The organism is Streptomyces herbicida, from assembly GCF_032656585.1.
Taxonomy (GTDB): domain Bacteria; phylum Actinomycetota; class Actinomycetes; order Streptomycetales; family Streptomycetaceae; genus Streptomyces; species Streptomyces herbicida.
The window spans coordinates 15,792-41,811 of record NZ_JAUYWJ010000031.1; the positions used below are offsets into that span (position 1 = coordinate 15,792).

General features: G+C 68.3%; 19 protein-coding genes and 4 pseudogenes. 12 read left to right on the top strand and 11 right to left on the bottom strand.

The features are described 5' to 3' along the window. Window positions 1–236: 236 nt before the first annotated feature. The 6 genes and pseudogenes from Q8A52_RS42485 to Q8A52_RS42510 form a co-directional block, all read right to left on the bottom strand. Window positions 237–935 (bottom strand): hypothetical protein, encoded by a 699-nt coding sequence (locus Q8A52_RS42485; RefSeq protein ID WP_316762431.1) that lies wholly within the window; start codon window positions 933–935, stop codon window positions 237–239. A gap of 641 nt (window positions 936–1,576) precedes the next feature. Further along, window positions 1,577–2,557 (bottom strand): DUF4238 domain-containing protein, encoded by a 981-nt coding sequence (locus tag Q8A52_RS42490; protein ID WP_316762433.1) that lies wholly within the window; start codon window positions 2,555–2,557, stop codon window positions 1,577–1,579. A gap of 195 nt (window positions 2,558–2,752) precedes the next feature. Then, window positions 2,753–3,583 carry a TniQ family protein gene (locus tag Q8A52_RS42495; protein WP_316762436.1) on the bottom strand — a complete coding sequence of 277 codons (831 nt, stop codon included), beginning with the start codon at window positions 3,581–3,583 and terminating at the stop codon, window positions 2,753–2,755. Next, window positions 3,580–3,998 (bottom strand): annotated as a pseudogene (locus Q8A52_RS42500) (ATP/GTP-binding protein); the annotation flags it as partial. The gene Q8A52_RS42495 and the pseudogene Q8A52_RS42500, both read right to left, overlap by 4 nt. Beyond that, window positions 3,999–6,206, bottom strand: coding sequence for a tetratricopeptide repeat protein (locus Q8A52_RS42505; RefSeq protein ID WP_316762438.1), 2,208 nt, complete (start codon window positions 6,204–6,206; stop codon window positions 3,999–4,001). Between the two features lie 343 nt (window positions 6,207–6,549). Then, complete coding sequence (locus Q8A52_RS42510) at window positions 6,550–7,839, bottom strand: HEPN/Toprim-associated domain-containing protein (RefSeq protein ID WP_316762441.1); 1,290 nt, start codon at window positions 7,837–7,839, stop codon at window positions 6,550–6,552. 294 nt (window positions 7,840–8,133) lie between these two features. On the opposite strand from Q8A52_RS42510, the gene Q8A52_RS42515 reads away from it, so the two are divergent. The 4 genes and pseudogenes from Q8A52_RS42515 to Q8A52_RS42530 form a co-directional block, all read left to right on the top strand. Then, window positions 8,134–9,378, top strand: a complete 1,245-nt coding sequence (locus Q8A52_RS42515; RefSeq protein ID WP_316762443.1) for a hypothetical protein — start codon at window positions 8,134–8,136, stop codon at window positions 9,376–9,378. A gap of 112 nt (window positions 9,379–9,490) precedes the next feature. Further along, window positions 9,491–9,802, top strand: a pseudogene (gene tpg, locus Q8A52_RS42520) (telomere-protecting terminal protein Tpg); the annotation flags it as partial. A gap of 552 nt (window positions 9,803–10,354) precedes the next feature. Further along, window positions 10,355–11,743 (top strand): annotated as a pseudogene (locus Q8A52_RS42525) (IS1380 family transposase); the annotation flags it as partial. Between the two features lie 239 nt (window positions 11,744–11,982). Beyond that, window positions 11,983–12,075: pseudogene (locus Q8A52_RS42530) on the top strand (IS5/IS1182 family transposase); the annotation flags it as partial. On the opposite strand, the gene Q8A52_RS42535 reads toward Q8A52_RS42530, so the two are convergent. The 5 genes from Q8A52_RS42535 to Q8A52_RS42555 all read right to left on the bottom strand — a co-directional run bounded on the left by Q8A52_RS42535 (window position 12,070) and on the right by Q8A52_RS42555 (window position 16,351). Further along, window positions 12,070–13,086 carry a Gfo/Idh/MocA family protein gene (locus tag Q8A52_RS42535; protein ID WP_316762445.1) on the bottom strand — a complete coding sequence of 339 codons (1,017 nt, stop codon included), beginning with the start codon at window positions 13,084–13,086 and terminating at the stop codon, window positions 12,070–12,072. The pseudogene Q8A52_RS42530 and the gene Q8A52_RS42535 overlap by 6 nt on opposite strands. After that, a complete protein-coding gene (locus Q8A52_RS42540; protein WP_316762448.1) occupies window positions 13,083–14,102 on the bottom strand; it encodes a Gfo/Idh/MocA family protein in 1,020 nt (339 codons plus the stop codon). The genes Q8A52_RS42535 and Q8A52_RS42540 overlap by 4 nt, the downstream gene beginning before the upstream one ends. Beyond that, a complete protein-coding gene (locus Q8A52_RS42545; RefSeq protein WP_316762451.1) occupies window positions 14,099–14,851 on the bottom strand; it encodes an HAD family hydrolase in 753 nt (250 codons plus the stop codon). Before Q8A52_RS42545 ends, Q8A52_RS42540 begins: the two co-directional genes overlap by 4 nt. Then, on the bottom strand, window positions 14,848–15,402 hold the full coding sequence (locus Q8A52_RS42550; RefSeq protein ID WP_316762454.1) for a hypothetical protein: 555 nt from the start codon (window positions 15,400–15,402) through the stop codon (window positions 14,848–14,850). The genes Q8A52_RS42545 and Q8A52_RS42550 overlap by 4 nt, the downstream gene beginning before the upstream one ends. Before the next feature lie 217 nt (window positions 15,403–15,619). After that, window positions 15,620–16,351 carry a GntR family transcriptional regulator gene (locus tag Q8A52_RS42555; protein ID WP_316762457.1) on the bottom strand — a complete coding sequence of 244 codons (732 nt, stop codon included), beginning with the start codon at window positions 16,349–16,351 and terminating at the stop codon, window positions 15,620–15,622. A 289-nt stretch (window positions 16,352–16,640) separates the two neighbouring features. On the opposite strand from Q8A52_RS42555, the gene Q8A52_RS42560 reads away from it, so the two are divergent. From Q8A52_RS42560 to Q8A52_RS42600, 8 genes are all read left to right on the top strand, one after another. Further along, a complete protein-coding gene (locus Q8A52_RS42560; RefSeq protein ID WP_316762459.1) occupies window positions 16,641–17,867 on the top strand; it encodes a PTS transporter subunit EIIC in 1,227 nt (408 codons plus the stop codon). Window positions 17,868–18,677: 810 nt separating this feature from the next. Continuing rightward, a complete protein-coding gene (locus Q8A52_RS42570; protein ID WP_316762461.1) occupies window positions 18,678–19,457 on the top strand; it encodes a glucosamine-6-phosphate deaminase in 780 nt (259 codons plus the stop codon). After that, window positions 19,457–20,401, top strand: a complete 945-nt coding sequence (locus tag Q8A52_RS42575) for an ROK family protein (RefSeq protein ID WP_316762463.1) — start codon at window positions 19,457–19,459, stop codon at window positions 20,399–20,401. Before Q8A52_RS42570 ends, Q8A52_RS42575 begins: the two co-directional genes overlap by 1 nt. A 126-nt stretch (window positions 20,402–20,527) precedes the next feature. Next, window positions 20,528–21,469, top strand: a complete 942-nt coding sequence (locus Q8A52_RS42580; protein WP_316762577.1) for a hypothetical protein — start codon at window positions 20,528–20,530, stop codon at window positions 21,467–21,469. Window positions 21,470–21,688: 219 nt separating this feature from the next. Continuing rightward, on the top strand, window positions 21,689–22,183 hold the full coding sequence (locus tag Q8A52_RS42585) for an ATP-binding protein (RefSeq protein WP_316762465.1): 495 nt from the start codon (window positions 21,689–21,691) through the stop codon (window positions 22,181–22,183). Window positions 22,184–22,364: 181 nt separating this feature from the next. After that, the gene (locus tag Q8A52_RS42590; protein WP_316762467.1) at window positions 22,365–23,066 is read left to right on the top strand and encodes a hypothetical protein; all 702 of its coding nucleotides are present in this window, start codon (window positions 22,365–22,367) and stop codon (window positions 23,064–23,066) included. Between the two features lie 194 nt (window positions 23,067–23,260). Then, on the top strand, window positions 23,261–24,058 hold the full coding sequence (locus Q8A52_RS42595) for a hypothetical protein (RefSeq protein ID WP_316762469.1): 798 nt from the start codon (window positions 23,261–23,263) through the stop codon (window positions 24,056–24,058). Between the two features lie 835 nt (window positions 24,059–24,893). Then, a complete protein-coding gene (locus Q8A52_RS42600) occupies window positions 24,894–25,922 on the top strand; it encodes an ABC transporter permease (protein ID WP_316762473.1) in 1,029 nt (342 codons plus the stop codon). Window positions 25,923–26,020 lie beyond the last annotated feature (98 nt).

Below are 26,020 nucleotides of genomic sequence, written 5' to 3' on the forward strand. Positions count from 1 at the left end.
CCCCCGCCACCTCCGTCCAGCGCCAGATGGCCTGTGCGGCGTGCCTTACCCCAGCCCTGCCGCTGGCCTCGACGATCAGGCACCTGTACGGGCGACGGGATCTGTGCCTAGTACACGGAGGTGTTCGAGCTGGACATTGACGGGCTGGCCTACGTCCGGGCTCGAGTGCGTGGCGCCGGGGGCCATCGGATGGCCTGGCCGGGGAGCGCCGGTGGCCTGTCGGGCTCGTGGGTGGGTCAGGGCAGGTTGGCGAGTTGGGTGTTGATCACGTGCATGGGCAGTGCCACCGTCTCACCGGGGAGGGCTTGTACTTCGAACCAGGCGATGACGGAGCCCTTGCGGACCAGCAGGTAGTGGAAGGGGGCGCGCACCGTGCCCTGCTCGTCGCTGATCTTCTCCATGATCCCGTATTCGAGGGCCTCGTCGCCCAGGTGCGGGTCCGGCAGCAGCTGGGGGTGTTCAAAACCCTGGGTCATGTCGACCGGTCCGGCGTACGACGTGCATCCGGGCAGCGCCGCCCGCAGGTCGGCGAGTACTTTGTGGGCGTCTGCCGGGCGGTATGCGATCAGGGCCACATGGAGGGCGGTGCCGTGCCCGCTGATGATGTTGTCGGTGCGGGCGTACTGGCGGTAGGCGCCGGCCTGCTGGCTGTTCTCGTAGACGTGCTGGCAGCTCGACGGCGAGATCCGCGGCAGGTTGCCCGTGAACAAGCGGACCGGCATCTCCGTCCCGGCAGTCGTGCGGCCCGCGTTGGTGGCGATCTCGCTGCCCGGCACGTCCTTGAGTCCGAGCACGTACGAGTCGATCTCCCGCTGGTTCACCAGGCGGGAGCTGTTTCGGCTCTCCGGTCCGCTGCGGGCCGCGGGCGTGCCGGTGGGCAGCACGTACGGCGACGTGCTGGGCTTCCCTGTCGTCTCCGGGGCGGCAGTCCCCACGGTCGCTGAATGTCCGCGGGATCCGCTCGCCGCCGGCTTCCCTGCGGCACGGGTGTCACTCGCGCCCCCGCACCCCACCGCCGTACTCATCACCACGGCCGCGCAGACCGCCACTGCACCACGCGCCATCCGACCGTTCGGCATTCCCCACCCCTGAGTTTCATCCGATGCACTGCGGCAGCCTCGTCGAGGCGCCCAACTGGGGTATTCAACCCGGCGCCGGGCGCGGCCCCGCCACCGGGTTCGTGAGTGGTCCAGGGCGCTACCAGGAGGAACCTGGCGTGAACGGCAGCTGCCGGGCGGCGCGCAGGTTCGCTGAGCGCTGCGCAGTTTCATTTGTGTGGTGGGGTTGTGCAGTTTGGCTGAGCGGTACGTCGCTGGCGTTGTGGCGTGAGGGTGGTTTCCCCTGGGGCTGTCGGCGGCTTGGAGTCGGCTTTCAAGGGTTTGACTTGGGGTTTTCGTCCCCTGCTCAGTTGGGTTGGGTGGAGTGGTCGTTGGTGTGCAGTTGTTTTGGCGCGTCTTGATGCACTTGGTGTGTTGATCACGTGTAGTAGGCAGGCGCTGAACCTCGGAGCGCGCTGTCCGGGCCTTGGAGCGGTCGATGTTCTGAGTCAGGGGTGCATGGTGCGGCGGCTACGCCGCTACTGGAGGGGGTGGTCGGCGATCCAGCGCGGGCCTATCTCGCGGATGAGTGCGGCGAGGGGGCTGCCGGGGCGTGTGTAGGCGTATCGGCGGGCGGCTTTGAGCTGCAGCACGTTCATGTGGTCGACCAGGTGTTTGGGGATGCGGCCGTGGACGTCGGCCGGCCCGAGGGCGAGTATGTGGCGGGGGCCGATGGGGAGCACGGTGGTGTGGGAGTCCCCGAGTGCCATGCTGTACAGGAGGTTCGTGCCCTCGTAGCGCACAGTCAGGGAGGGGTTGTCACCGATCAGGAACTCGCCGTCCTCGGGCTCGAGGATTTCCAGGGACCACTGGGCCATGAGCTCGCGGGCCTTGTTGAATGAGTCCTCGATGCGTACGCGGAGCAGGGCTCCGCTGCGATAGGCCGCGAGCATGGGGCTGAGAACCTGGTCGGCGCGCAGAGCGATGCCTTGCGGTCCGGTGGTGTGCAGGCCGGTGCGGTGCAGCGAGGCGGTCCGCAGCAGTTCCTGTCCTTCGGTCAGCAGCCAGCCGCGCCGTTGCTGGTAGGCCTCGGCGAAGACGCGGTGGAAGAGGTCGCGGTAGTGCTGGGAGCGGACGTAGTGGAGTGCGACCAGATCACGTAGAACTGTGCGGACGTGCGGATCACCGAGTGCGTTGCCCCGTTTCACAGCGGTGAAGACCTCGGGGAGTTCCTGTTCGACCGCGCCCCACTGTGCTTCCATCGATGCGGAGGCGTACGGAACGAAGTTCTCAATCTGGCCCACGCCTCGCGGGGCCCGGCTTTTGAGTCGCCGCTGAGGGTGCTGCAGGTCGTAGGGCTGTACGTGCAGGCCGCAGCCCCGCTTGGCCGGCGTGGCGAACTCCCGTAGCAGGACCTGGGAGATGACGTGCTGGCGGACCACGCGATCGTCGGCCTGGGGGGCGAGCTCGGCGATCCGGACCAAGTCCTGGCTGGCTGCCGTGGTGTTCCTGGCGTTCACAGAGCCATGGTCCCGGGCACCCGCATGCCGTGCACCAGGTTTCCTGCGGCTGGTGTGCTTGCCGGAGCGGCGGGTGCGGCCTGTTTCAGCAGGAGTTGAGGCGCGTGAGGAGGGGATCGTGGGTGGCGGGTGTGAGGTGGGGGAGTTCGAGCTGCTGGGCCAGGTCGTGGAGGAAGCGGGCCTGTTGAGTGCGGGTCAGGGTGCGGTGGGGGAGGCCGCGAGGGCTTGGGCGAGGGTGAGGGTTTCGGGGTAGGTGACCAGGCTGCGGCAGGTCAGGGTGGGAGAGGCGGGGCCGTCGCAGGTGTGGGGGTTGGCGGCGGTGAGGGCGGCCAGGCGTGTCTGCCAGCGGGTGGCCAGGTGTTGCTGGTGGTCGTACCAGCGGGTGGTGATCGTGGCAGCCCAGGTGAGGGCTGGTGCGGCTGAGACGGCGCGGGCGAGGCGGCGGTGGGTGTGGGCGACTTCGGGCAGGGTCCGGATGCCGAGTGGGGTGGTGTGGCGAGGGTCGGATGAGGCCTGCTGGTGCCGGATGCACAGCAGCACGTGGGGCGGTTGCGGGTAGATCCACGCGGTTGTGGCGATGGCGTCAGGGGTTCGGTGCTTGACGCACACGGTGCAGGCGCGGACGGGCTGGAGGGCAGGCGGCGTGTGCTGCCAGAGTGCGGTTGCTGTTTCGCCGGTGGGATCGCTCGTGTGGGGGCGGTCGGTCGGGGACAAGCAGGGCAGCGCACGGCGCAGGTGGGGGTGGGGGATGCGGGTGAACGCGGCCAGGTACTGCTGGGCGGTGGCCGTGAGCGTGAGTTCGCTGCCGGGCGGTCTTGTGTCGGGGCCGGGGGAAAGGCGGATGCCGAGGCCGTCGAGCAGGTGGGTGAGTGGCATCCGGTAGGCGCTGGCGAGGCGGGCGAGGTAGGAGGCGGTCACTTCGCCGGGCAGTGGCCGCAGGCGCAGAGCGCCGGGAGCGGGCCGTGGCGCGTAGGCGGGGGCTGAGGCCGGCGGCGGGACGGGGGCTGCGGTGTAGGGGGCGGTCACGTGCTGCGCCGGGTGCGGCGGGTGGGGGTGCGGGGGCGGTAGTGCTCTTCGGCGAGGGGGGGGCGAGCTGGATCGCGTCGAGTGATGCCTTGGTGATGCGTTCGCTTCCGTCCAGGAGGGCTTCGATGGCGGCTTGGCGGATCAGGCGGGAGAGGCTGCCGATGTGTCCGGCGGTGCGTTGGTGGAGGTAGGGCGCGAGGTTGGCCATGCTGCCGGTGCGGTGGGCGTGCAGGTCGAGGGCTTGTTCCAGGGCGGTGATCAGGTCGCGGAACGGTTCGGTGTCACCGAGATGGACGGGCAGCGGTGCGCAGTCGATGAGGGAGGCGCGTGCGGCGAGCTGTGCTCTGCGTACTCCGCTGAACAGGGCGGTCTGGGTGACGTCGATGCCGGCGTAGACGAATGTTGCGGGGATGCGTTATCGGCGTGCTGTGACGATTGTCTGAGTGAGTGGATGGCTGCTGCCCAGCGCCTGGCGGCAGTCTTCCTCCAGCGCAGCCAGCAGTGCGGCAGCTGCCTGCGAGCCCTGGGTGTGGCGCAGGACCAGGGCGTGGTCGTAGCGGGTGGCCAGGGTGCGGGGATGTGACGAGCCGTGGAAACGCTCTTGATCTATGAGCACCGCGGACAGAACCTCTTGCGCCTGGTTCAGCTCACCGGTCTGTGCCAGGAGTCTGCCGAGCTGGTGGCGAGTGCTCAAAGTGCGTGAGTGCAGGCCAAGTATGCGCTCCTGGTCGCCAAGGACCCCCTCTAGCTGCCGGATTGCCTCCTGGAGGTCGCCGGACTGGCCCATGAGGAGCGCCAGATCGAAACGGGTGCTGAGCGTGTGGGGGTGCGCTGTGCCCAGGATGCGTTCCTGGTCCTCAAGAACTGCGGTCATGGAGGCGAGAGCATCGCGGGTCTGGCCGGCACGGCCGAGAGTCCGGGCCAGTTCTTGGCGTGCGAGTAGGACGTCTACGTGCTCCGGACCCAAGGCAGCCGTCAGGTCGGGAAGCACCTCGCGTAACTGGTGCAGTGCCCCCGGAGCGTCTCCGCCGTCGCGCAGGAACCGGGCTTTGCTGGTGCGTGTGACCAGGGTCGCTGCGTGACGGGCGCCCAGGACACGCTCCCGGTCGGGGGCGAGGCGGTCCAGAAGAGCGACGGCTTCCGGCAGCCGACCGGCCTCGGCGAGGTAGCGGGCTATGTCGTGACGCGCCGCGAGGGTATCGGGGTGGTCCGGGCCGAGCAGCGTGTCACGTTGCTGGTGCAGCTGACGCAGCCGGCGTACAGCGGGCAGGGGCTGCCCTGCGTTGCCCAGGGCGATGGCGTGCGCGTAGTCGGCATCTGGCACCCCGTGCCGTCGGGCGAGGTCGAAAGCCTTGAGCGCGATGGTCGGCCGCATCAGGTCGACGGCCGCCCAGCCGATGTCGAAGGCGTTTTCCGCCGAGACCGCAGGAAGCAGCATCTCCCAGCTGCGTTCGGGGACGGCCGGCAGCCCGGGGAAATCAATCAAGTAGTCGAATGCCAGATAGCTGTCCTGATCAGGCAGCAGAAGGCTGCTGGCCCCCTGCACCGGAGCCGTCGCCCACGCCAGCGCATCGGCCAGCAGCTCCGGCCGGAGGACAGCCCCGCCGCGGGCCGACAGGTAAATCTTGTGCAATGCCACCAGCAGTGACGCATGTACGGGCTGGTGCAATCCCATGCGCCGGCAGTCGACGGCGGCGGCCACCAAGGCGGCGCCGCGTGGATGCTCACCCGTCTGCCACGCGTGCATCCAGTCGTTGAGCAGCTCCGGTCCCGCAGCGAGCACCTCTGCGACCCCGAAGCGGTCGGATGCCTGTGCCGCCGCCCTCAGACGCGGATCCCGACCTGCCCCTTGCGCCCGCTCGATCTCCCGCGGCGACCACAGACGATCAAGCTCCACCGGTTCTGCGGCATACAGCAGAACCTCCCGGCCTGCTCTCCAGGTAGCCGCGTCCGTGACATCACGCTGCCGCGCACTGTACCGGTCGTACTCCTTGCTGCGCATCGACGCCAAGAGCACCACCTGCCGTTCCTGGCCAGCGACCATGTCTTTGACCATCTGCAGGGTGATGCCGCCCGCGCGCAGGAATTGGTCGAACTCGTCGAACCACACCACACAGCGCCGAAGCGCGCACACAGCAGAGGCAAGCGCCTGCAGGTCCTCTGACGGCCGCGCCTGCAGCAGCAGGAAATCGGGGGCAGCCACACGCATGGCCTCGTAGGCCAAGCGGGACTTCCCGGCCGTTGAATCACCCACGATCAGTACGAAGCCGCCTTGCACGATCCGCCGCACCACCTCGTCGAACTGGTCACGCTCAACGAAAGCAGGCACCCGATCCGACTCAAGACGACTCGTACGACGCACCGCAGAGGGATGGACACCCAGGACGATCGGGTCCGTCACATCCCGCACCCGCTGCGCCCGCTCGGCCAACGCTCTATTGCGTACCTGAGCAGCGCTCCGTTGCTGCCGGTGCGACTGGAGAGCAGTCCTCGCCTCGTCAGCGAAAATACCGGTCACAGCAGCTGCAGCCGCAGCCGCCACAGCAGTCCAGCCAACCGGCAGCCAGGCCGATGCCGCCAGCGCCGCCGCCGCTGCTCCGCTCGAAACACCGAGCAGAATCACCCATAAGCGAAGTGACCGCCACACCGTACCCCCACGATCATGGTTCGAGCACAGCGTCTGCCGTGCCTGACGAAGAACACGTACGGCTACTCCAGTTATTGAAGCGCAGCAGCCCCGATTTGACCCTGACCTGCAGCAGATGCCCCCGGCGGACGGACTTCTGCCATGTGCACCGGCCCTCCCTTATGGGCGGCCGAAGAGTCACCGTGCACAGCCACGGCCGGGACGAGGTACTCGGAGGACCTCCACAACGCGCGCACCACCCGCCTGATCCGAAGAACCGGAAGCAAGTCATCCGTTCCGTCGCGAAGGCGGCCTCTTGACAGGTGGCTCCTTGGGGTCTTCAGTCGAAAGCGTGGACGATCTTCTCGAAGATGGCGTGCACGCCGCTCCAGTCGCCGGTGCTGTGCTGCCCTGCTCGAGCCGCCTCCACCTTCTTCTTGAACGCCTTCAGCACCAGGACCTTGTGCGCAGGTGACAGCGCCCCTTGATGGCGCTGCACGGCGGGGATGAAGCGTCCCATGTGGACCGGAGCCAGTGCGCCGTCGATCGTCAGGACGTCCTCGCCGAGGTACATCTCCAGGGAGCCAGCGGCACCGTTCACATCGGTCAGCGCTACGGCGGAGGATGTCGGCTCGAAGGTGGGGTAGCGGGCCAGCAGGGGCAGGTCTGGGTAGTGCAGTACCCGACAGCCCGCCGGCAGCTTCTGTTTCTTCAGCTTGGCGAACGCCTCGTGCCCGCCAGCGTCGTTGTCGGCGATGGCTACGAAGCGGTTGGCCACGCCGGCCGCGATGAACGCGTTCACCATGTTCGCGAGCGCCCCGACGCTGCCCTGAGGCTTGGTGTCCGTGCCCGTGTAGTCGATGAAGCGGACGAAGTCGACGAGGTGCGGGTGGGTGACGTGCATCGCCTCAGTGAGAACCTTGGAGTCGGTGCTTCCTTCCGTGAGCACGATCAGCGGGGCGTTGTCGGGCAGGGCCGCGAGCTGCCTCTCACGTGTCGGGCCGGCGATGGGCTGGTCCGTGTCCAGGCCTACGCAGCAGCCGGTCAGCCCGCTCACGTCCAGCCCGACCCGCGTGTGGTCGGCGGCCTGGTCGAGGATCAGCCGCACGAGGCTGCGGCCCTCGACGAACCAGCGCAGCTCTTCAACGTCTTCGGCGGTCGCGGTCAATTCGATCAGGTACGAGACGTACTTCTGCCCGGTGGCAAACGACGTCTGCGGCCGGTGCGGTCCGATCGCCTCGCCCATGGCCGCGAGGAGTTCGGCGGGTTCGCGCGGGGGCCGGGCGAGGGTCTGGTACAGCTGCTCGCCCCGGGCTTCCCGTTCGCGGAGGTCGCTCTGGTCGGCGTAGGTCTTTCGCCATCGCTCGACGCCCTCTGCCAGGTCGGCGAGAGCGCGATGCGAGGTGAAGCCCTGCACGTTCAGGCGCTGCCGTAGAGCATTGGCGGTGGTGTAGTAACCGAACGTGAGCTCCTTCCCGTCCCACTCGTCGTCACGCGTGTCGTCGCCGGCGTCGGCGACGACCAGCTCGCGATCGCTCTCGTTGAAGAGCGCTGCCAGTTCCTCGTTGTAGTGATCGCGGGTGTAGAAGAACTGGTATTCGCCGACGACCAGGTAGGAGTGATGCCCCATCCCCGCAGGATCCCATCGCCTGGGGTGCGGCGCGGCCTGTTTTTCCGGCAGCAGCTTGGGCGGACTCCGGCCCGGTTCTCGAAGCTGCGTGCCGTAGGCCGAGATGCAACGGCGTACGCCGAACCCGCCGACCAGGCCCATGACCAATCACACCTGGGTGCCCGGTACCTCGACTACTCACACCGGCGGAGACCCGCCCGCCTCCCCGGCGGCTTGCGGAAGAGAAATCCGTACGTCGGCATCGCTTGCCCCGGTTAGGCTCCGTGGCCGGACCTACGCGCGAGGTGATGACGGATGTGGCAGCAGGACATCGGTGTCTTCCCGGCGCGCTTCCGGGACCAGGGCGATGAGTTCGCCCATCACGTCAGTGCAGAGTTCGGTGACCCGAGGTTCATGACCGCTCAGGGATCGAACGGAAACAGCCCGGTCGAGCTCGGCCCACCGCTGTCCGGGATGGTCAGCAGCAGGTTGGTCATCCGCTCTCACGAGGGTGGCGTCGCCTGCACGGTGGTGGGTGACAGCGACTCGGCGTCCGCGCAGGAGGTGGAGCCGTGGCGGCGTGCGGTGCACGCCGCCGCCGAGGCACTCGGCCGCCGTGACCGGGTGTTCGTGTGGGAAGCCGTCGTCAGCACCTACCCCCGCCAGTTCGGGCTCGACCGCACGGGCATCCTCGCAGGACCTCGCAGCCTCGGCCCGGTCGCCCTGGCCCCCGGCGGGGTCATGATGCGCGAGTACGTGCCGACGCCCGACCGAGTCGATCAGGGCCCGGGCGTCCGGCACACGTTTCCGCTGCTCGCGTCGGGTGCGGTGACCTGCTACGCCTGGGAGCCCGTGGAGTCTGCCGCCCACCGGTGCCTGCGCCGCGCGTGCGCGCTCCTCTCGCTGGCCACCGGCTCGCTGTGGATTCCCCGCACCTACCCCACGCGCCGTACCGAGGACTCCGAAGGGCTGCGTGTTCCGGCCGTGGTCGGCGCCTCCCGCAACTCCCACCTGGACGACGCCGGTGGGGACGGAGAGGTGCCGGCCGACGCCGAGACCTTCGAACTGCCGGGCTGGACGGCGGGCGCCTGGCAGCTTCTCGACACGGACCGGGAACTCGACACGGCTGTCGGCGCCCACTATGAGGCGCTGAGTCTGGAGGCACACAGGCATCCCTCACTCGCCCATCTGGCCTTCGTGGCCGCCATCGAGGGGTTCGGTATGCGCCTTGTCCCGGACGCGCCGTGCCGCTGCCACTCCGAGTGCACCCACCCGAAGGGGGTCGCGCAAGCGAGATTCCGTAAGGCGCTGAAGACCGTCATGACCCAGAAGGAGATCAAGCAGCTCGCGAGCGACGCCTACCCCTTGCGCTCCTTCACCGGACACCGGGGCACCCTGTTCGGCTCGGAGCACACCTTCGGCTACTGGCCCACGAGCCTGTTCAAACCGGGCGACGACTCCGTCTTCGACCTGCACGTGGTCGGCGAACTCAGGCACGCCAGCCGCCGGGTCCTGACCAAAGCGCTGAGCACAGGGCTGCCCTCGGCCGACGCACAGTGACGCACCACTCCCGTCCATCAAGGTCCTTTGGCGCATGACCAGGGTTCGATGACAACGGACCCACCCCACGCCTCCCCGAGAGAGGTCAGAGGCAAGCGCGTCAACGCGAAACGTCACCGCCAAGGCCCGGCAGAAGGCGGCGACCACCGGCGGCATCGTCATCGACACCCGCGCCCGGATCGGCTACACCGCGCCGATCGGCTCCACTGACGAGGACCGGCTCCGGCACCTGACCGTCGCCCTGCCGCCCCGCTACGCCGCCCGCCTCTTCGAGGCCCAGGAGCAGGGCGCCACCGAGCAGCGTCTGCGGGAGATCGCCGGCGAGGGGCTCAAGGAGGTCTACTTCCAGGACAGCGGCCGCCGCGCCGGGCAGCTGGAGGAGGTCCGCTTCACGGACATCGAGGACCTGGAGTTCGACCTGTAGCAGCCGCGCCCCAGCCTGCGAGCCCGTACCAGTGAGCCGAAGCGCGATAGCTGTCACATAGGCAGCGGTGTTGTCACTGCCTGCCGGGCGGGCGATTGGTTGGAGAATCCCAAGGCCAGCCTCGCCGCGTGTTGGAAGGCTTGCTGGGCCTCAGTCCGGTAGCCCAGCGCCCCCGCATACGTGGCTGTGCGGCTCTCCCCGGGGCCAAACTCACGAGCAGGCCGCGCCGCTTCCAACAACTCGCCCAGAGCAACGTGCAGCTCGCTTGCAGCCACCTCCACGTCTGGAGGGCCAGTGAGACGAATGCGGGTCAGCGCCAGATCCAGCTCTGATCCGGCTTCGTCCGCGCGTCTCCACAACTCACTGGCGTCCTCGTCCGTTCCCAAGGCTAGGGGGCCGGTCAGCTCCCAGACCTTGTGATCAACGCTTAGCCTGCGCGTTTCACTTGCCGCAGCGTCCGGATCTTGAACGGAAAAGCGAAAGTGCCTTCTGAGCTGGGAAGATGAGGCTTGTCTAGGGCTTCTATCACCACAGCAGGAAGGCACTTTCTGCGTGCACACTACCCGGTCGCGTCCCAAGCTCGTGGTGTCGGCCGACGGTCACGGGGTGGTCAGCCACGCCGGATCCCGCCTGCTGGCCGACCTCGCCGATGTCACTGGCCTGACCAGCGCCTTCGCGGACGCGCTGCGTCGACTGCGACCGCGGGGTACCGGGCACGACCCCGGCCGGATCGCGGTCGATCTCGCGGTCATGCTCGCCGACGGCGGCAAGGCGATAGCGGACCTGGCCGTGCTGCGGGACCACACGGAGGTGTTCGGCCCGGTCGCCTCCACTGCGACGGCCTGGCGCTTACTGGCTGGCATCGACTCGGCCGCACTCGCCGGCCTGCGCTTTGCCAGGGCCACCGCCCGGGAGGTCGCCTGGCTGCAGGCCGCCGAGACCGGGACAGGGATACCAGCGGCCCGCGCCGGCGGACGCGACCTGCCAGGCCTGGTCCTGGACCTCGACGCCACCCTGGTCACCTGCCACTCGGAAAAAGAGCAGGCAGCCGCCACCTACAAACGAGGCTTCGGCTACCACCCGCTGCTGTGCTTCCTGGACAACACCGGCGAAGCCCTGGCCGGAATGCTGCGGCCGGGCAACGCCGGAGCGAACACCGCCACCGACCACATCACCGTCCTCGACCAGGCGCTCGCCCAGATCCCTGATGCCCATCGCCACGGCATCGACATCCTCATCCGTACCGACAGCGCTGGAGGCGCGAAGGCATTCCTGCACCACATACGTGCCCTGCACGACCGGGGCATCCGCGCCGCCTTCTCCGTCGGACATCCCGTCACCGAACCAGCCCGCCAGGCAATCCGAGCCCTGCCCGACCACCTCTGGCATCCCGCGCTGGAACAGGACGGCTCCCTGCGCGAGGGGGCCGAAGTCGCTGAGCTGACCGGGGCGATCGACCTTGACGGCTACCCCGAGGACACCCGCATCCTCGTGCGGCGCGAGCGCCCACACCCCGGCGCCCAGCTCTCCCTGTTCGACCTCGGCGAAGGCATGCGCCACCAGGTCTTCCTCACCGACCCCGCCTACGGCGAAGGATCCCTGCAGCAGCTGGAGGTTCGTCATCGAGCGCACGCCCGCGTCGAGGACCGCATCCGCTGCGGCAAATCCACCGGCTTCGGCCGCTTTCCCTCCCGCCACTTTCCCATCAACGCTGCCTGGCTCGAACTGGCTCTGGCCGGCGTCGACCTGATCGCCTGGACCCAAACACTGCTGCTGGAAGGCGAGTTGGCCACCGTCGAGCCGAAGAATCTGCGCTATCGGCTGCTGCACACCGCCGCTCGTATCACCCGCGGAGGCCGCCGCCTCCGCCTGCGGATCTCCGCGACCTGGCCCTGGCGTCACGAGCTGGCCAGCGCGTTCACCCGCCTCGGGGCCTGCCCAGACCAGCCACCTAAACCACGACAGACCCTGCCCACCCACGACCCGAGGAACCCCTGGAGCACCCGACCCGAGCGTCGGGCCACAGCCCTGCCCGCACGGCGACCAACAACCGACATCACGGAAACACCAGCTCAGCCACCCCAAGCGAAGCAGGGAGGTTAGTAGTTGGCCTCCCCTGCGACCTGCCAGGATGCGCGGCGAGCCCTGCCCCAAGAACAGGGCTTCGGTTCCGGCATGACCTCCCGCCGGTGCGCGGCCGACGCGGACGGCCTCGCCGAATTCTCGACAGCCTCTACGCCGACCGGGGCTACGACCACGACAAGTACCTACGTGGTGAGGGCGACGGGTTGGTTGTTGCTGAGGGATTGGTAGGCGGCGAGGACGACTTTGAGGGTTCGCAGGCCGCTCTGCCCGTCGGGGTGGGCGCGTTGTCCGGTGCGTGCGGCTGTGAGGAATGCTTCGAGCATGGCGGCGTCGACGTCGGTGGTGCTGGGTGTCCAGCGGGTCTGGGCTCGTTGGGCGTCGTAGCCGCGCAGCAAGGGGGGGAAGGCGTCGAAGGCGGCGACACCTTTCTCGCCGATGCAGGTCAAGGTAAGGCCGCCCCACGTGGGGTGGGTGGGGGGATGGCTCCAGCTGCAGTCGATGGTGGTCACCAGCCCGCTGGCATAGGTCAGGGTGATCAGCGCTGCCGATTCCACGTCGGCCGGCCCGGCGCCCTGGGTGAGGAGCTGGTTGGCCTGGGCGTAGACATTCGTGGGTTGTTCTCCGCCGAGTAGAACGTCCACGAGGTCAGCGATGTGGACGGTGTGGTCCATGACGGCGCCGCCTCCGGACAGGGCCCGGTCGGCGAACCAGCTTTGTTGGAGGGCCGGGTTGGATGAGTTGTTCACGCCGTGGACGGTGAGGAGCCTGCCGATGGTGCCGCTTGTCACAGTGTGCCGCAGGGTGGTGAAGGCGGGGTGGAAGCGGACCGGGTAGGCGGTCATGAGGTTGGTGCCTGCGGTTTCACAGGCGTCGATCATGGCCTGGGCATCTTCTGCGGTGGTGGCCAGGGGCTTCTCGCAAAGGATGTGTGCGCCGGCGGCTGCGGCGCGTTCGACCAGGGGACGGTGTCTGGTGTTCTCGCTGGTGATGATGACGGCCTGGGGGGCCTGGGCGAGGGCTTCGTCGTAGGTGTCGGCGTAGGGCACGTCGAGGGCCTGGGCGAGGTTCTTGCCGCGGGAGGGGGCGGCGGGATCGCCGTCCGGGTCGGTGGTGATCAGGTCGATGTCGGTTCGGTCACGCAGCAGCCGGATGTAGGTGGCGGCGTGGACGTGCGCGAAGGACAGGAGGGCGATCTTCATCGGTTGGCTTCCTCTGAGAGCGGGGCCGTCGCGGCGGGCAGGTCGATGGCTCTGCCTGTTGCGGCGGAGCGACGTGCGGCCTCGGCCAGTTGAACGGCGGCGACTCCGTCGCCGGCGCTGACTCTGGGGGCTGGTCCGCCGCTGAAGGCGGTGGCGGCCTCGCGGATTTGTGCGAAGAAGGGGTCCTCTCCGTAGTCGCCGGTGGGCACGCCGTCCGTCTCGGCCGGGGAGGTTGTGGTGAGGCGAAGGGCCGGATGGGCGAGAGAGTCGTGGGTGAGTGTGCCGTTGGAGCCGGCGATGTGGAAGGTGTACCGGAACTCGGTTGCGGGCGGTCCCCACAGGCCCTGGACCTGTGTGATCACTCCGGAGGCGTGGGTGAGTGTGACGCAGCCTGCTGCCACGGGTTCTTTGTGGGCAAGCGCGGTGTGGTGGCCGCGCTGTGCCGCGTGGACGCGTACGACGTCTCCGAATATCCAGCGGGCGACATCCATGTCGTGCAGCATCTGGTCGGTCAGAATGCCCCCGGACAGAGTGGTATCGGCGAACCACGGGCTCCACGTCGGGTAGCGGCCGGCGCGAGTAAAGCGGGCTACGGCAACGCGGCCGAGCTCGCCGTCGAGAATGGACCGGCGGGCGGTGGCGTAGGCAGGGAAATACCGCACGACGTGAGCCGGGAAGAGAAGCCGCCCCGCGCGCGCGGCAGCGTCAGCCATCGCCCGCGCGTCCTCGGAGGTGAGAGCGAGCGGCTTTTCGCACATGACATGCGCGCCGGCGCGGAAGGCAGCCAGTGCGATGTTCCGGTGGGTGGCTGTGGGGGTACAGATGTCGGCGACCATGGCGCCGTCGAGTGCCTGGGAGAGGGAGGTGGCGGCGACGGCACCGAAGTCGTCGGCCAGGCGAGCCGCCTGGTCGTCCGTGGAGTAGATGCGTACCCGTGCTCCCAGGGCCGTCCACGCGGGCAGATGGGTGCGGGCGATGAACCCGGCACCGATTAGTGCAACGTCGAGTGTGGTCATGGGCCTGTTCCTTCTTGGTCGTTACGAAACAGTGCCGAAGGCCCGTCATATGCGGCCGCGGCCGTGCGGATGGATTCGTAGGCGAGGTCCGGGCTCGTCCAGCGGGCACCCGCGCGTACGAGGCTGGCCGCGGTCCCGGTGGTGGTCACGCCGATGATGTCGCGGACACCTGCCGCAGTCAGTGCGCGGAGGCCCGCGAGGGAGTCCTCGAAGGCCATGCACTGCTGGGGGCTGACACCGAGCGCGCGGCAGGCGGCAAGGTAGCCCTCCGGCGACGGTTTGCCGTGCGTGACCTGTTCGGACGTCACGACGACATCCACGAGGGAACGGACCTTCAGGACGTCCTCGAGAAGGCGCTGCGCCCATACGGTCCCGGCGCTGGTCACCACGGCCACCGGCACGCCCTGGCCATGAAGGCGTCGGATGAGGTCCGCCGCTCCGGAGACGGCCGGGATGGTGTCGGCCCGGTCGAGGAGGAAGCCGGTCATCGCGGCGATGATGTGCTCGATGTCGGCCGCTGCCCAGGGGCCCGGCATACTGCCGAGGGCGTCTGCGGGGCGTCGGCCCATGTAGTACTGCTCGTACTCGCTGTCCGCGACCGACATGCCCCACGCGTCGAAGACGGCATGCCAGCTTTGGCGGTGGGCGTCCTCGCTGAGGACCAGAGTGCCGTCCAGGTCCAGCAGCACACCTTTGGTCTTGTGCAAAGCCGCGATGGCGCTGGGCTGGATGTGCCGTGGACCGGTCATGACGCGGCCCAGCTGATCAGCAGTGGCCCGGTGACGGTGCCGGTGGTAGCGGGCGGCTGCGCGGAGTCCGGGACCCAGCGCGGGAGGGCGAGAGGGCATCCCGCGGACGCGCCCTGGCCGCGGATCGGGTCCAGGCCGAACGTGATCGCTGTCTGGCCGGCTCGGATCTCCGCTTCGGTCTCGTGGTCCGCGAAGCCGCTGCCGCCCTGTCGCCTGGTGCCGATGCCCAGAAGCCCCGGCACGTCGGTGCCGCCGTCTTCGATCAGGAGGGCGTGCGGGTGCCCTTCGTCGACCGTTTCGCGGACAGACGCCACAACGTCGACAGGCCATGCTGCGCGAGCGGGGTCGATGGCTCGTGCAGGCCCCGCGGGCTGGGTGGGCAACGCGCGGCCGGGTACCCGGTCTCTGCCGGTCCGCTCGGGGGCCCGGGGGGCGTCCACGACTGCCGGGGCGTGCACCTTGGTGCGGGGCCCGGTGACGCAGGCCTCCGGCTCGGCGATGTGTCCGGCATGGCCGGGCCCGTCGATGGTGCGCTGGGCTCTTGATGACATCGGGCTCCTTCGGACCGCGTAGTGCCGCGGAGAACAGGAAGATTGGTCATTACCAGTTATAACCACTGACGTTAGCGTCGGTGATGGGTAAGCGCAAATATGTCCTGCATGAGCATGACAAAAGCCTAGGTCCCTCCATCGCCCGGTCGGCGACTGTGAATTCTGGAGGCCTCGGCGCGCCCGGTGTGCTCCCGGCGGTCCGGGAGCGGTGCGGTGCCTACGAGTGGGCGAGTGTCATGTGCAGCTTGTAGCGGTCGGCGCGGAACCACGTGTAGGCGTGCTCGATCGGCTGCTTGTCGCTGTAGGCGATCCGGTCGAACGCCATCACCGGTGTTCCCTTCGGTACTCCGAGCACGGTGGCGATGTCGGGGGAGGCGGGGCCGGCGCCGACTGTCTGCTCTGCGCGGTCCACCGGGCGGCCGTAGCGCGTGGCCAGGGTCTCGTAGACGGAGGCGGTGAAGTCGACATCGTCGAGGTCCGGAAGCAGTTCCGCGTCGTACCAGGCGTCGTCGACAGCGATCGGGGTTCCATTTGCGAGCCTCAGGCGGCGCACATGCCAGGTCTGCCGCCCCTCCGGCAGGCGCAGGGCGGCAGTGGTGGCGGGCGAGGGGGTATCGCGGCCGACAGACAGCACCACTGTTCCCGGTTCCAGTCCGAGTCGGCGCATGTCTTCGTGGAAGGAAGCAAGACGCAGCTCTGAGCGGTAGGCCCGTTCGGCTACGAAAGTGCCGCGCCCGTGCACCCGGACCGCCAGCCCCTCGGCGACCAGCTGGCCGATGGCCTCGCGTACGGTCACGCGGCTGACCCCGTGGTCGGCGCACAGCTGGCGTTCGCTGGGCAGCGCATCGCCGGGGGAGAGCTGCTTGGTGCACATGTCGACCAGGATGGCGCGTAGCTGGGCGTGCTTGGGAAGCATGCCCTTGGTCGAGATCTGCTGCGTTTTCGCCACGGGTGTCACCCTTAACTTGGGGCGGCGGACTGCCACCATGTACTGGTCATAACCAGTATGCGCCTTCGATCGGCGTGACGGACCCTGTGGCGGGAGTCGACTCAAGATCGAGCGGAGGATGTGCCGGCCGTTGACACTTCCCTGCGGGCGAGGTATCTCTGGCGCACTACTGGTAATAACCAGACAAGACCTGTACGGTCCACTGTCGTCCCGGTTCGCTCACAGCCGGATCTCGGCCCGCCTGTCTGCCACGGCCGTTACCTCCAGCACGCACACCCATGAGGTCGTTATGAGTGCAAGCACACCCGCTCCCGCATCCCGCCGGTCAGGGTTGGGAGGCCTGCAGAAACTCGGCCGCAGCCTGATGCTGCCGATCGCGACACTGCCTGCCGCCGGGCTTCTGCTGCGGCTGGGACAGGACGACGTCCTGGGCCGCTTCTCCGGCCTGAAGGACGCGGCCGCGGTGATCTCGGCAGCCGGGGGCGCGCTCTTCACGCACCTGCCTCTCATCTTCGCCGTCGGCATTGCGATCGGCTTCGCGAAGAAAGCCGACGGCTCCACGGCACTGGCCGCGGTCGTGGGCTATCTGGTCCTGGACGGTGTGTTCGCTGCCATGTCCCCGGTCGTCCTCAAGGGCGTGAAGGATCCCTCAGGGGCCCAGGCCACGATCAACTTCGGGGTGCTGGGTGGCATCGTCATCGGCCTGCTGGCGGCCGTGCTGTGGCAGCGCTTCTACCGCACCACGCTTCCGCCCTTCCTGGGATTCTTCAGCGGCCGCAGACTCGTACCCATCATCATGGCGTTCACGGCTCTGGTCGTCGGCGTCGTCATGAGCCTGGTCTACCCGCTGTTCAACAGCGGCCTGACCGCCGTTGGCAAGGCCGTCGACCAGAACAGCATCGTCGGCGGCGGCATCTACGGCATGGCCAACAAGCTGCTGATCCCCTTCGGCCTGCACCACATCCTCAACTCCGTGGTGTGGTTCATCCTGGGCGACTACAACGGCGCCCACGGCGACCTCAACCGCTTCTTCGCCGGAGACCCCCACGCAGGCATCTTCATGACCGGCTTCTTCCCGATCATGATGTTCGCCCTGCCCGCCGCCGCCCTCGCCATCTGGCGCGAAGCCAGGCCCGAGCAGCGCAAGGCGGTCGGCGGCATCATGTTCTCCGCCGCACTGACCAGCATGGTCACCGGCATTACCGAACCGATCGAGTTCTCCTTCCTCTTCGTCGCCTGGCCCCTGTACCTCGTCCACGCCTTCCTGACCGGCACCTCGCTCGCCCTGGTCAACGCGCTGGGCATTCACGACGGATTCACGTTCTCCGCCGGCCTCATCGACTACGTCGTCAACTGGGGCAAGGCCACCCATCCCCTGCTGCTCATCCCCATCGGCCTGGGCTACGCCGCCCTCTACTACGTGCTGTTCCGCTTCGTCATCCGCCGCTGGAACCTGCGCACGCCCGGCCGCGAAGAAGTCACCGAGCAGGACCAGGCTGACGCCGTCTCCTCCTGACGTCTCCGCCTGCCCCAGGAAAGGCCCCGCCTCATGGCACAGCACCCTGTAGCGATCGGCTTACGCAGCGACCTTGACACCCGGGCTCCGCGATCACCTTCACCAGGCCGCCAGCCATGCCCCCGTGTGCGTCAGCACCGTCCGCGGAGAAACGGAACCGGTTGCTGCCAGCAGCCTGCCCGGAGCGATGACACTCGGTGGCCGGTACGGCGATCAGGTGCGCCGAGCAGCGATGGCGACCAGGCTGAAGCGGCGGAGCAGCTGGCCCACGTCGCGGCCCCTGCAACCATGTCCGGTTACCGCGTTGGCCCAGGTCTCGCCTGTGCGCCGCTGGTCAGGCTAGCACCCCCGGTCACCAGCGATCCCGATCAGACCCCCGGTGACGGATCCCGACCATCGCACCTACGTACTCGTCGGCCTGCTCGACCGTTGGCAGCCACCAGGGCTCTGCCTCGTCAACCAGGTGGGCTGCGCCCCCATCGACCATGACCGGCCCGTGGCAGGCGTCTGCCGAGAAGCGGCCGCCGATCCGCTCCTGGCGTCGGCACTGGTCGGCCCGCACAGGACCAGTCTGTCCATGGCGGCCCCAGCCGTTGCCGCCGTCCGTGACCGACTCGCCTGCTCGACCTTGGGGCAATGCCGGGAGCTGGGTCGGCGGCCCTGAACACCGCCGAACCGAAAAAGGCCACGCCGTTGCGCAGAAAGTGATCAGTCAGTCCTTGTGAACAAGTCTTCTCATCTCATCACCGGGCCCATCGATCCCCGACCGGTCTTGCCGGGATGCGGGCACCTCACGACGGGAGTACCGGCATGGAGGTCGTGATCCGCACCGATGCCGCCGAGGCAGGACAGACCGTGGCCGGCATCGTGCATCGTGCTCTGCTCAACGGTGCCAAGACCCTCGGCCTGGCCACGGGCTTGTCCCCCCTGAGCGCCTACCGCGACCTGGGCCGCCGGCACAGGGAAGAAGGGTTGACCCTCGCCGACGTCGATGTCTTCCTCCTCGACGAGTACGTTGGGCTGCCACCGGAGCACCCTCAGTCCTACGTGCACGTCATCCGTCGCGAACTCGCCGACCGCACCGACCTCAACCCCGATCGCGTTCACGCCCCCTCAGGCACGACAGCCGACCCGCTCGCCGAGGCCCGCCGCTACGAAGCGGCCCTGGCCGCAGGCGGCCCCGTCGACGTCCAGCTTCTTGGTATCGGCGTCAACGGTCACATCGGCTTCAACGAGCCAGGATCCTCACTGGCCTCACGCACGCGCCTGAAGACACTCACGGACGCCACCCGTCGCGCCAATGCGCTCTTCTTCGAAAACCCGGAGGACGTACCCCGGCACGTGATCACCCAGGGGCTGGCCACCATCGGGGAAGCCCGCCACCTCATCCTGATCGCCACCGGCCCCCACAAGGCCCAGGCCGTTGCGGCCGCCGTTGAGGGGCCCGTCAGCGCCCACTGCCCGGCGTCGATCCTCCAGCTGCATCCCCACGTCACCGTCGTGCTGGATGAACTGGCGGCCTCGCAGCTCCGGGATCAGCCCTATTACCGGTACGTGGCTCGCCACAAGCCGGCCGGCCAGGGGTACTGATGGGTGACTCTTCTACCGTGGTTGCCGTCGATCTGGGCGGCACCACTATCAAGGCGGCCCGCATCAACGCTCAGGGAGGAGCAGAGGAAAGGCTGCGTGTCCCCACTCCCGCCGGTGACGGCTCGGAGGCAGTTCTTGCCGCAGTCGCCGAAACTGCCGCCGCGCTCACCCGGCCCGGGACGGTGGCCGTGGGCCTGTGCGCCCCGGGACTGATCGACCGCGCCACGGGAGTGGTCCGCTTCGCGGCGAACCTCAGGCTGTACGACGCACCGCTGGCCCGCACGGTGGCAGACCGTACGCGCCTGCCGGTCACCCTTGAACACGACGTCCGGGCTGCCACCCTGGCCGAGCAGCGGCTCGGTTCCGGCAACGGCTGCCGGGATCTTCTGGTCGTTGTCCTCGGCACCGGGGTGGCAGCCGGGATCGTCAGTGGCGGCGTCCTCATCGGCGGCGCGCAGGCCATGGCCGGCGAGTTCGGCCATATCTGCGTCCACGCGGACGGTGAACTCTGCCAGTGCGGACAACGCGGCTGCGTCGAGGCCTACGCCGCGGCCCGGGCCGTCGTTGACCGCTACCGCCGTCACGGCAAGCACGCCGATTCCGCAGCCGACGTGACCGCCCGGTTGAAGTGCGACCCCGCCGCGGCGGGCGTCTGGGCCGAGGCGACCGATGCCCTGGGCCGCGCGCTCGCCATGACTACTGTCCTGCTCGATCCCGAGAAGATCGTCCTGGCTGGGGGCATGAGCGTCGCGGGACCTCTCCTGTCCGAGCCGGTTCGCACGGCGCTGCAACGCCGTCTGGCCTGGCGGTCAGCACCCCCCGTGGAGATCTCGCCGCTCGGCGCGGATGCCGGTTTGTTCGGTGCAGCCCTCCATGCCCTTGAGACGACGGAAGCCTTCACTTTCACCGAGCTCACGCCCGAACCCGCCCTTGGCGGCAGATGACGCGCCTCAAGCGCACTACCTCCTTCTCCCGCGGAGGCAGCATCCATCTTCGGCTGCCGCACTGTCCACCACGAAAGAGTGATCCCCGTGTTCCGTCAAGGAAGCAGGAAACCGCCACGCCGCCTGGTGCCAGAGTTGGACGACAGCGACCTGGCGCGAGTCCTCTCCCACCTCGAAGCCCAGATCGCTGCTCAGGGCGACAACCTGGCCGAAGCCAACGACCGTGGCGCCCTGACCTATCCGATCGAACAGGCGCTACGCGACCCCGGCCAGGATTGGGACAGGCGCATGCACCGCCTACTCGTTCTCGCCGCCCTCCCCGACGCTCCTGTCCTGGCCCGCCAATGGCGTGCACGACGCCCGGATTCCCCCGATGCCCTGCTGTTCCAGGCCTATGCCGCGCTGGCACAGTCAGCCGCCGACCGCACCGACCAGGACGTCATTGCTCTGTGCCGACAAGCAGCCGCGCTCCTGCCCCCCGATCCGGCTCCCTGGGTGGGCATGCTCACCTGCTATCGGCACATCCACTCCACGACTGCCCCCCTGCGCCCGCTCTGGGACGAGATCAAAGCCCGCGATCCGTGGAACCGAGAAGCCCACCTGCAAATACTCCGCTACCTGTCCCCTGACGAGTGCGGCTCTCATGCACAGGTTCTGTCCTTCAGTGATGCTGTCAGGGCCCAGGCGCCCCCGCGCGCGCCGGTTGCGGCCCTGGCCCTGACCGCCAGCCTTGCCCTGTACTGCGCCCTCCAGAAAGCCGGCGGAATCACGGCGCTGACGGCGCACCGTCACTGGAGCCAGCCTCAGGAACGTGGGCTGATCGACCAAGCTCTCGCCGACTGGCTTCAGCCGGGTTACCTGACACACGCAGCCGCGCTCGCCGACCTGAACCTCCTCGCCTACGTGCTGGTCACAGCCACACGCCCTGACGAGGCATGGCCGGTGTTCCAGATGATCGGCCCTTTCGCCACCGCCTGGCCCTGGCTGGAGAACGGCCAACCGCTGGCAACATTTCAGCAATGGCATCACCGAGCTCGGCGACGGGCGCAACAGCGCCACAAACGCTGACGACGCAAACGCCGCTGGGTGGAAACCTCCGTGGTCGCCGAGCCGAATTACACGACTTCGAGGCTCCCGGCCCCGGTGGCGGCCACCAGCCGAGGGCGGAGCAGTCGGGCATCTTCGGGTATTTTCCGCTAACCGTTGACAGGTACCCATGAGGGCTCTAAAACTGGATATAGCTGGTAATTACCAGTAGGTCTGCATCGATGGGAAGCCGGGACCGCCATGGCACTTCAAGCACCCTCGCAGACGGGAACGGCGCCCAGTTACGGTGCGTCCTCGACGGTCACCGACCTCTCCCGCGGGGAAACGCGAAACCCCAGCCGTGCAGCCATCGAAACCGCAGCCTGCCTGGTGCTGTCGGTGAACGGCTCTGATCTCGCAGAGGTACCGCTGATACGGCGCCATGTGCGCGCTTTCCTGGCACCCCGCTGCACGATTGGCATCACCCTCGACAATGCGCTGCTCGTCGCCTCCGAACTGCTTACCAATGCGGTTGTCCATGCACTGCCCCCAGTGATCTTGCATGTCCACTGCGACAACGAGACCGACGGCCTGCGCATCGAGGTCTCGGACAGCGGCGCCCGACATGCTTCCGGAACGTCGGAGGCGGATGACGAACACGGCCGCGGACTCGAGATCGTCGCCGCCCTCTGCGTTCGACATGGCACGTATACCCACACGCAAGGCGCCACCTACTGGGCGGAAGTTCGGCCCTGAAACCGCGGCACGCAAGCCAGGTGCCTTCTCGCGCCTGAGCTGTCCGGCCACCCGTGGGGCGCCTGGGAACAAGCAAGAGCGTTCTGATGCCGCGGTGCGGACAGAGGCGGGGACGGGGATGAGACGGCGTACATCTCGCACCTGGTGGATCAACCGACGCTTCAGGCACTTCGACCGGCCCATGACACTGACCTGGGCCAAGGCAGAGAAAAGCCTGGCGTGTCTGACCGCCACGCTCGGCCCCTGGCACCCGGACACCGTCAGCGCCCGCCGGACGATGCAGACCTGGCTGATGAACGACGGCCACACCGCCGGCGCCGTACGGATGGCGCAGTCGGAGGTCGCCGCCCGCACGGCTGAGTTCGGACCGGATCACACCGACACCCTGGCCGCGCGCCGCACCCTGGCCTGGCGCCGCAGCGTCGTCGGTGACATGGACGGCGCCGTCGCCGAGGCGCGGCTCCTCGTCGAGGACCTGACCCAGATGTACAGCCCCGACCACGAGGACCCACACGACGCGCGGCGGACCCTCGCCGAGTACCTGTGCGAGAACGGCGACGCGCCCGAGGGGATCCGCCGGCTGACCGCCCTGTGTGCCGAGTCGCAGGCTCTCGGCCCGAGGCGGCACGAAGCAACCCGCCACGTCCGCACCTCCCTGATCAGGGCGCTGGAGCGCAACGGTGACTACCAGGAGGCCCTCGATCTCCTCGACGAGGAGATCGCCGTCGAGCGGAACACCATCTACGGCGTCGACGAGAACCTCAACGACCTGCTCCTGCAGGAGTGGCGCGCCCGGCTGGCCACCAACGTGGGCCGGAGCCCCCCGACAATGATGCCGACCAGTCGGGACGGACAGGCAGGCGGGGAGCAGGACTACGCCTGACGTCGGTTCTCAGCGGGCTCGCAGTTCACCACCACGCTGTGAATCGGGCCCGCCACCCACAGCATGCCGTTCGGGCCGTAACGTCTACTCTCCCGGCGGCAGTTGATGTCATATGCGAACACAACCAGCCCCACCGGGGCCGCCGAAACGGTTGTCTACCAGTCCAGCCTGCAGCTGTCCACGGCCACTCTGACGTGCGCGGCCATCTGAAGAAGATCCGCTCGCGGTGGCGGAAGCTGCCGCCCGGGCAGATCGCCACAATCGTCCTCGCTGTTCTCCGCCATGACCAGCGGCTTTCCGATATGGCGGGGGGCAACCGTATCTCCGCCACTACGGTGCGCCGCTGGGTGATTGAGGTGATTGGTCTGCTCGCCGCGCGGGCCGAGCGCCTGGACGCCGCGCTGAAGAAAGTCACCCGAGAGGGTGGCCACGTCGTCCTGCTGGACGGCACCCTCATCCGCACTGGAGCGGACAACCGGCGAAACTACAGCGATAAACATAAGGCCCACAGCCTGCTCTTCCTCGCGCTCACCGATGACAAGGGCAAGCTGTCGTGGCTCTCCGCGGCCCGCCTGGGACCACGTTCCTCGGAGATCACCACGGCCCGCTGCAACAACTCGTCGAGCGCCTGCGGGCCGCCGAGCTGGGTGCCATCGGCGACCTCGGCTTCACTGGCCTGGACAACGGCCCCGACAACCCAGCGATCATCACGGCTTCAAGGCCGCCCGCACCAAGCCCCTCACCGCGGCGAAGCCGGCCTGCTGTCCGCAGGGGGCCTCGACCCACGGTCGACGCTGGTCAAGGTCGCGTTTGTCGGATATGCCACTGCCTATCTCGCTGCCGGCATCACATTCGCTGCAAGGGTTCAAGGGGCGTGGTGGGCGGTGCTCCTCCTTGCAGTACTCGGCCTGTGGGACGTGCCTTTTGGCGCCGTGGCCAACCGCGTGGTCATCGCCCTTCTGCCCGCGTCAGCGCTGCGAACAAGGGCATAGGAAAATAGAGCCGGGCCCTCAAGGTCCACGCCTGTCAGGGACGTAGGCCAGCAGGACCCGAGGCTCTCAAGCTGCCTCGCTTGCCGATCCGTTGCCCGTCCACACCCCGGCTGGAGCAACGTGGCTCCCATTCTCGTTGGCCGCACTGGCTCTCATTCACCCTGTCGGAAACACGGTCGTCCTACTCGGCTCGGGCGCTGCTGAACGCTCTGAATGCGCCGAGCGAGTGCGACGCGTTTGAAGACTTTGCAGCCGTGCAGCGGGAATTCGCCCAGCAGGCCACGGACGGCAGTTCATCGACGACGACGTGAGAGCGGTTTCACCGGGGCGCCGTCTGCCCCACTCGTGGGTGCCCGTCGTGTCCTCGCCCCGGGGCGGCGCAACTCGCCCCACTCCCGAGTTTCCTGCAGGCGACAGTCCGGCTTGCCAGTCTTTGCGCTCTTGTGGTCAGGCGGGTTGACACGCCCCGCCCCTTGGCCCATGCTCTCCCCAACTGGTCATGACCAGACACTACCAGTTAGCCGCAGGGCAGGCCTGGCGATGTTGCTCGGCCCGCTGCGGTGGGTCTGCGCCCCGCAGGGGCTCGCTGCTTGTAGCCGCAGGGAAGGCCCCAACGATCTGAGAAAGACACGAGGTTGGAGATGCAAGTAGGTCTCATCGGCGCGGGCGCCCTTGGCGCCGTACACGCGGTGAACCTTGCGGCAGTGCCGGATCGCCGACCGGGCGCTGTGGCTTTGAAGCAGGTCTCGCCCGCTGCCTTGAACGTCATCCGCTCCGCAGGGGTCGCTCAACGCCGCACGGTCGTCGACATCACGGAGCAGGAGAACACGCCGGTATGAGGAACAGCGCAATCACGAGCGGCCTACTGCGCCGCTTCGGTCTCTGGCTGGTGTTCGCCCTCGTGACCGCCGTGCTGATGGTCGTATCCCCGACGTTCCGCTCGACGGTGAACCTGGAGAACATCCTCGAGCAGAACGCCATCATCGGCATCGTGGCCTGCGGCATGGCCGTCATGATGATCTCCGGTGGCTTCGACCTGTCCGTCGGCACCGTCGGAGCCGCCGCATCGGTCGTCGGCGCCGTCGTGTCCAGCAGTCACGGCACCGTCCTGATGGTCGCCGCCGGACTCCTCGTCGGCATCACGGTCGGCATCGCCAACGGCATCCTGATCGCCAAGGTCCGCATCAACGCCTTCGTCGCCACGTTCGCCATGGCCAGCATCGTCTCCGGCCTGCTGTTCGTCGCCACCGGCGCGGAGTCCAAGCAAGGCGTGACCCCCCTGCTGGAGAGCGCGGCCAACTCCCGGGTCGCCGGCATCCCGGTCATCTTCGCCGTGTTCATGTGCTGCCTGCTCGCCGTGTGGTTCCTGCTGACCCGCACCAAGTACGGGCACTACATCTACAGCGTGGGCGGCAACGCCGAAGCCAGCCACCTGTCGGGTGTCCCGGTGCAGCGCGTGCAGATCTTCGCCTTCGCCGTCGGAGGACTACTCGCCGGCGGCGCGGGCCTGTTGCTGCTCGGCCAGACCGACGTCGGGCAGCCCTCGGCCGCAGCCGACTGGCCGCTGGAGGCCATCGCCATCTGCGTGGTCGGCGGCATCGCCCTGACCGGCGGAGTCGGCCGCATCGAGGACGTCCTCGCCGCCACCCTCCTGCTCGGCGTCATCTCCAACGGACTCAACCAGCTCAACGTCTCGCCCTTCTGGAAGCCCGCCGTCACCGGTCTGGTGATCATGATGGCGGTCGTCATCGACCGCTACAGCCGGCTCCATGACGGCGCGGGGCGCGGCAGGAAAACTTCCCCGCCGCCTGCCGCGCCCGGCGCACCCCCCACCACCCCACTGACCGAGTCGGCATCAGCCTGAGCGCCGACCAGCACGTCCAGGCCTGCCCCCAACGCGCCGCGGACACGCATTCCGTACCCACAGCCCTCATTCCTGCGACCTCGCACAACGCCCAAGGG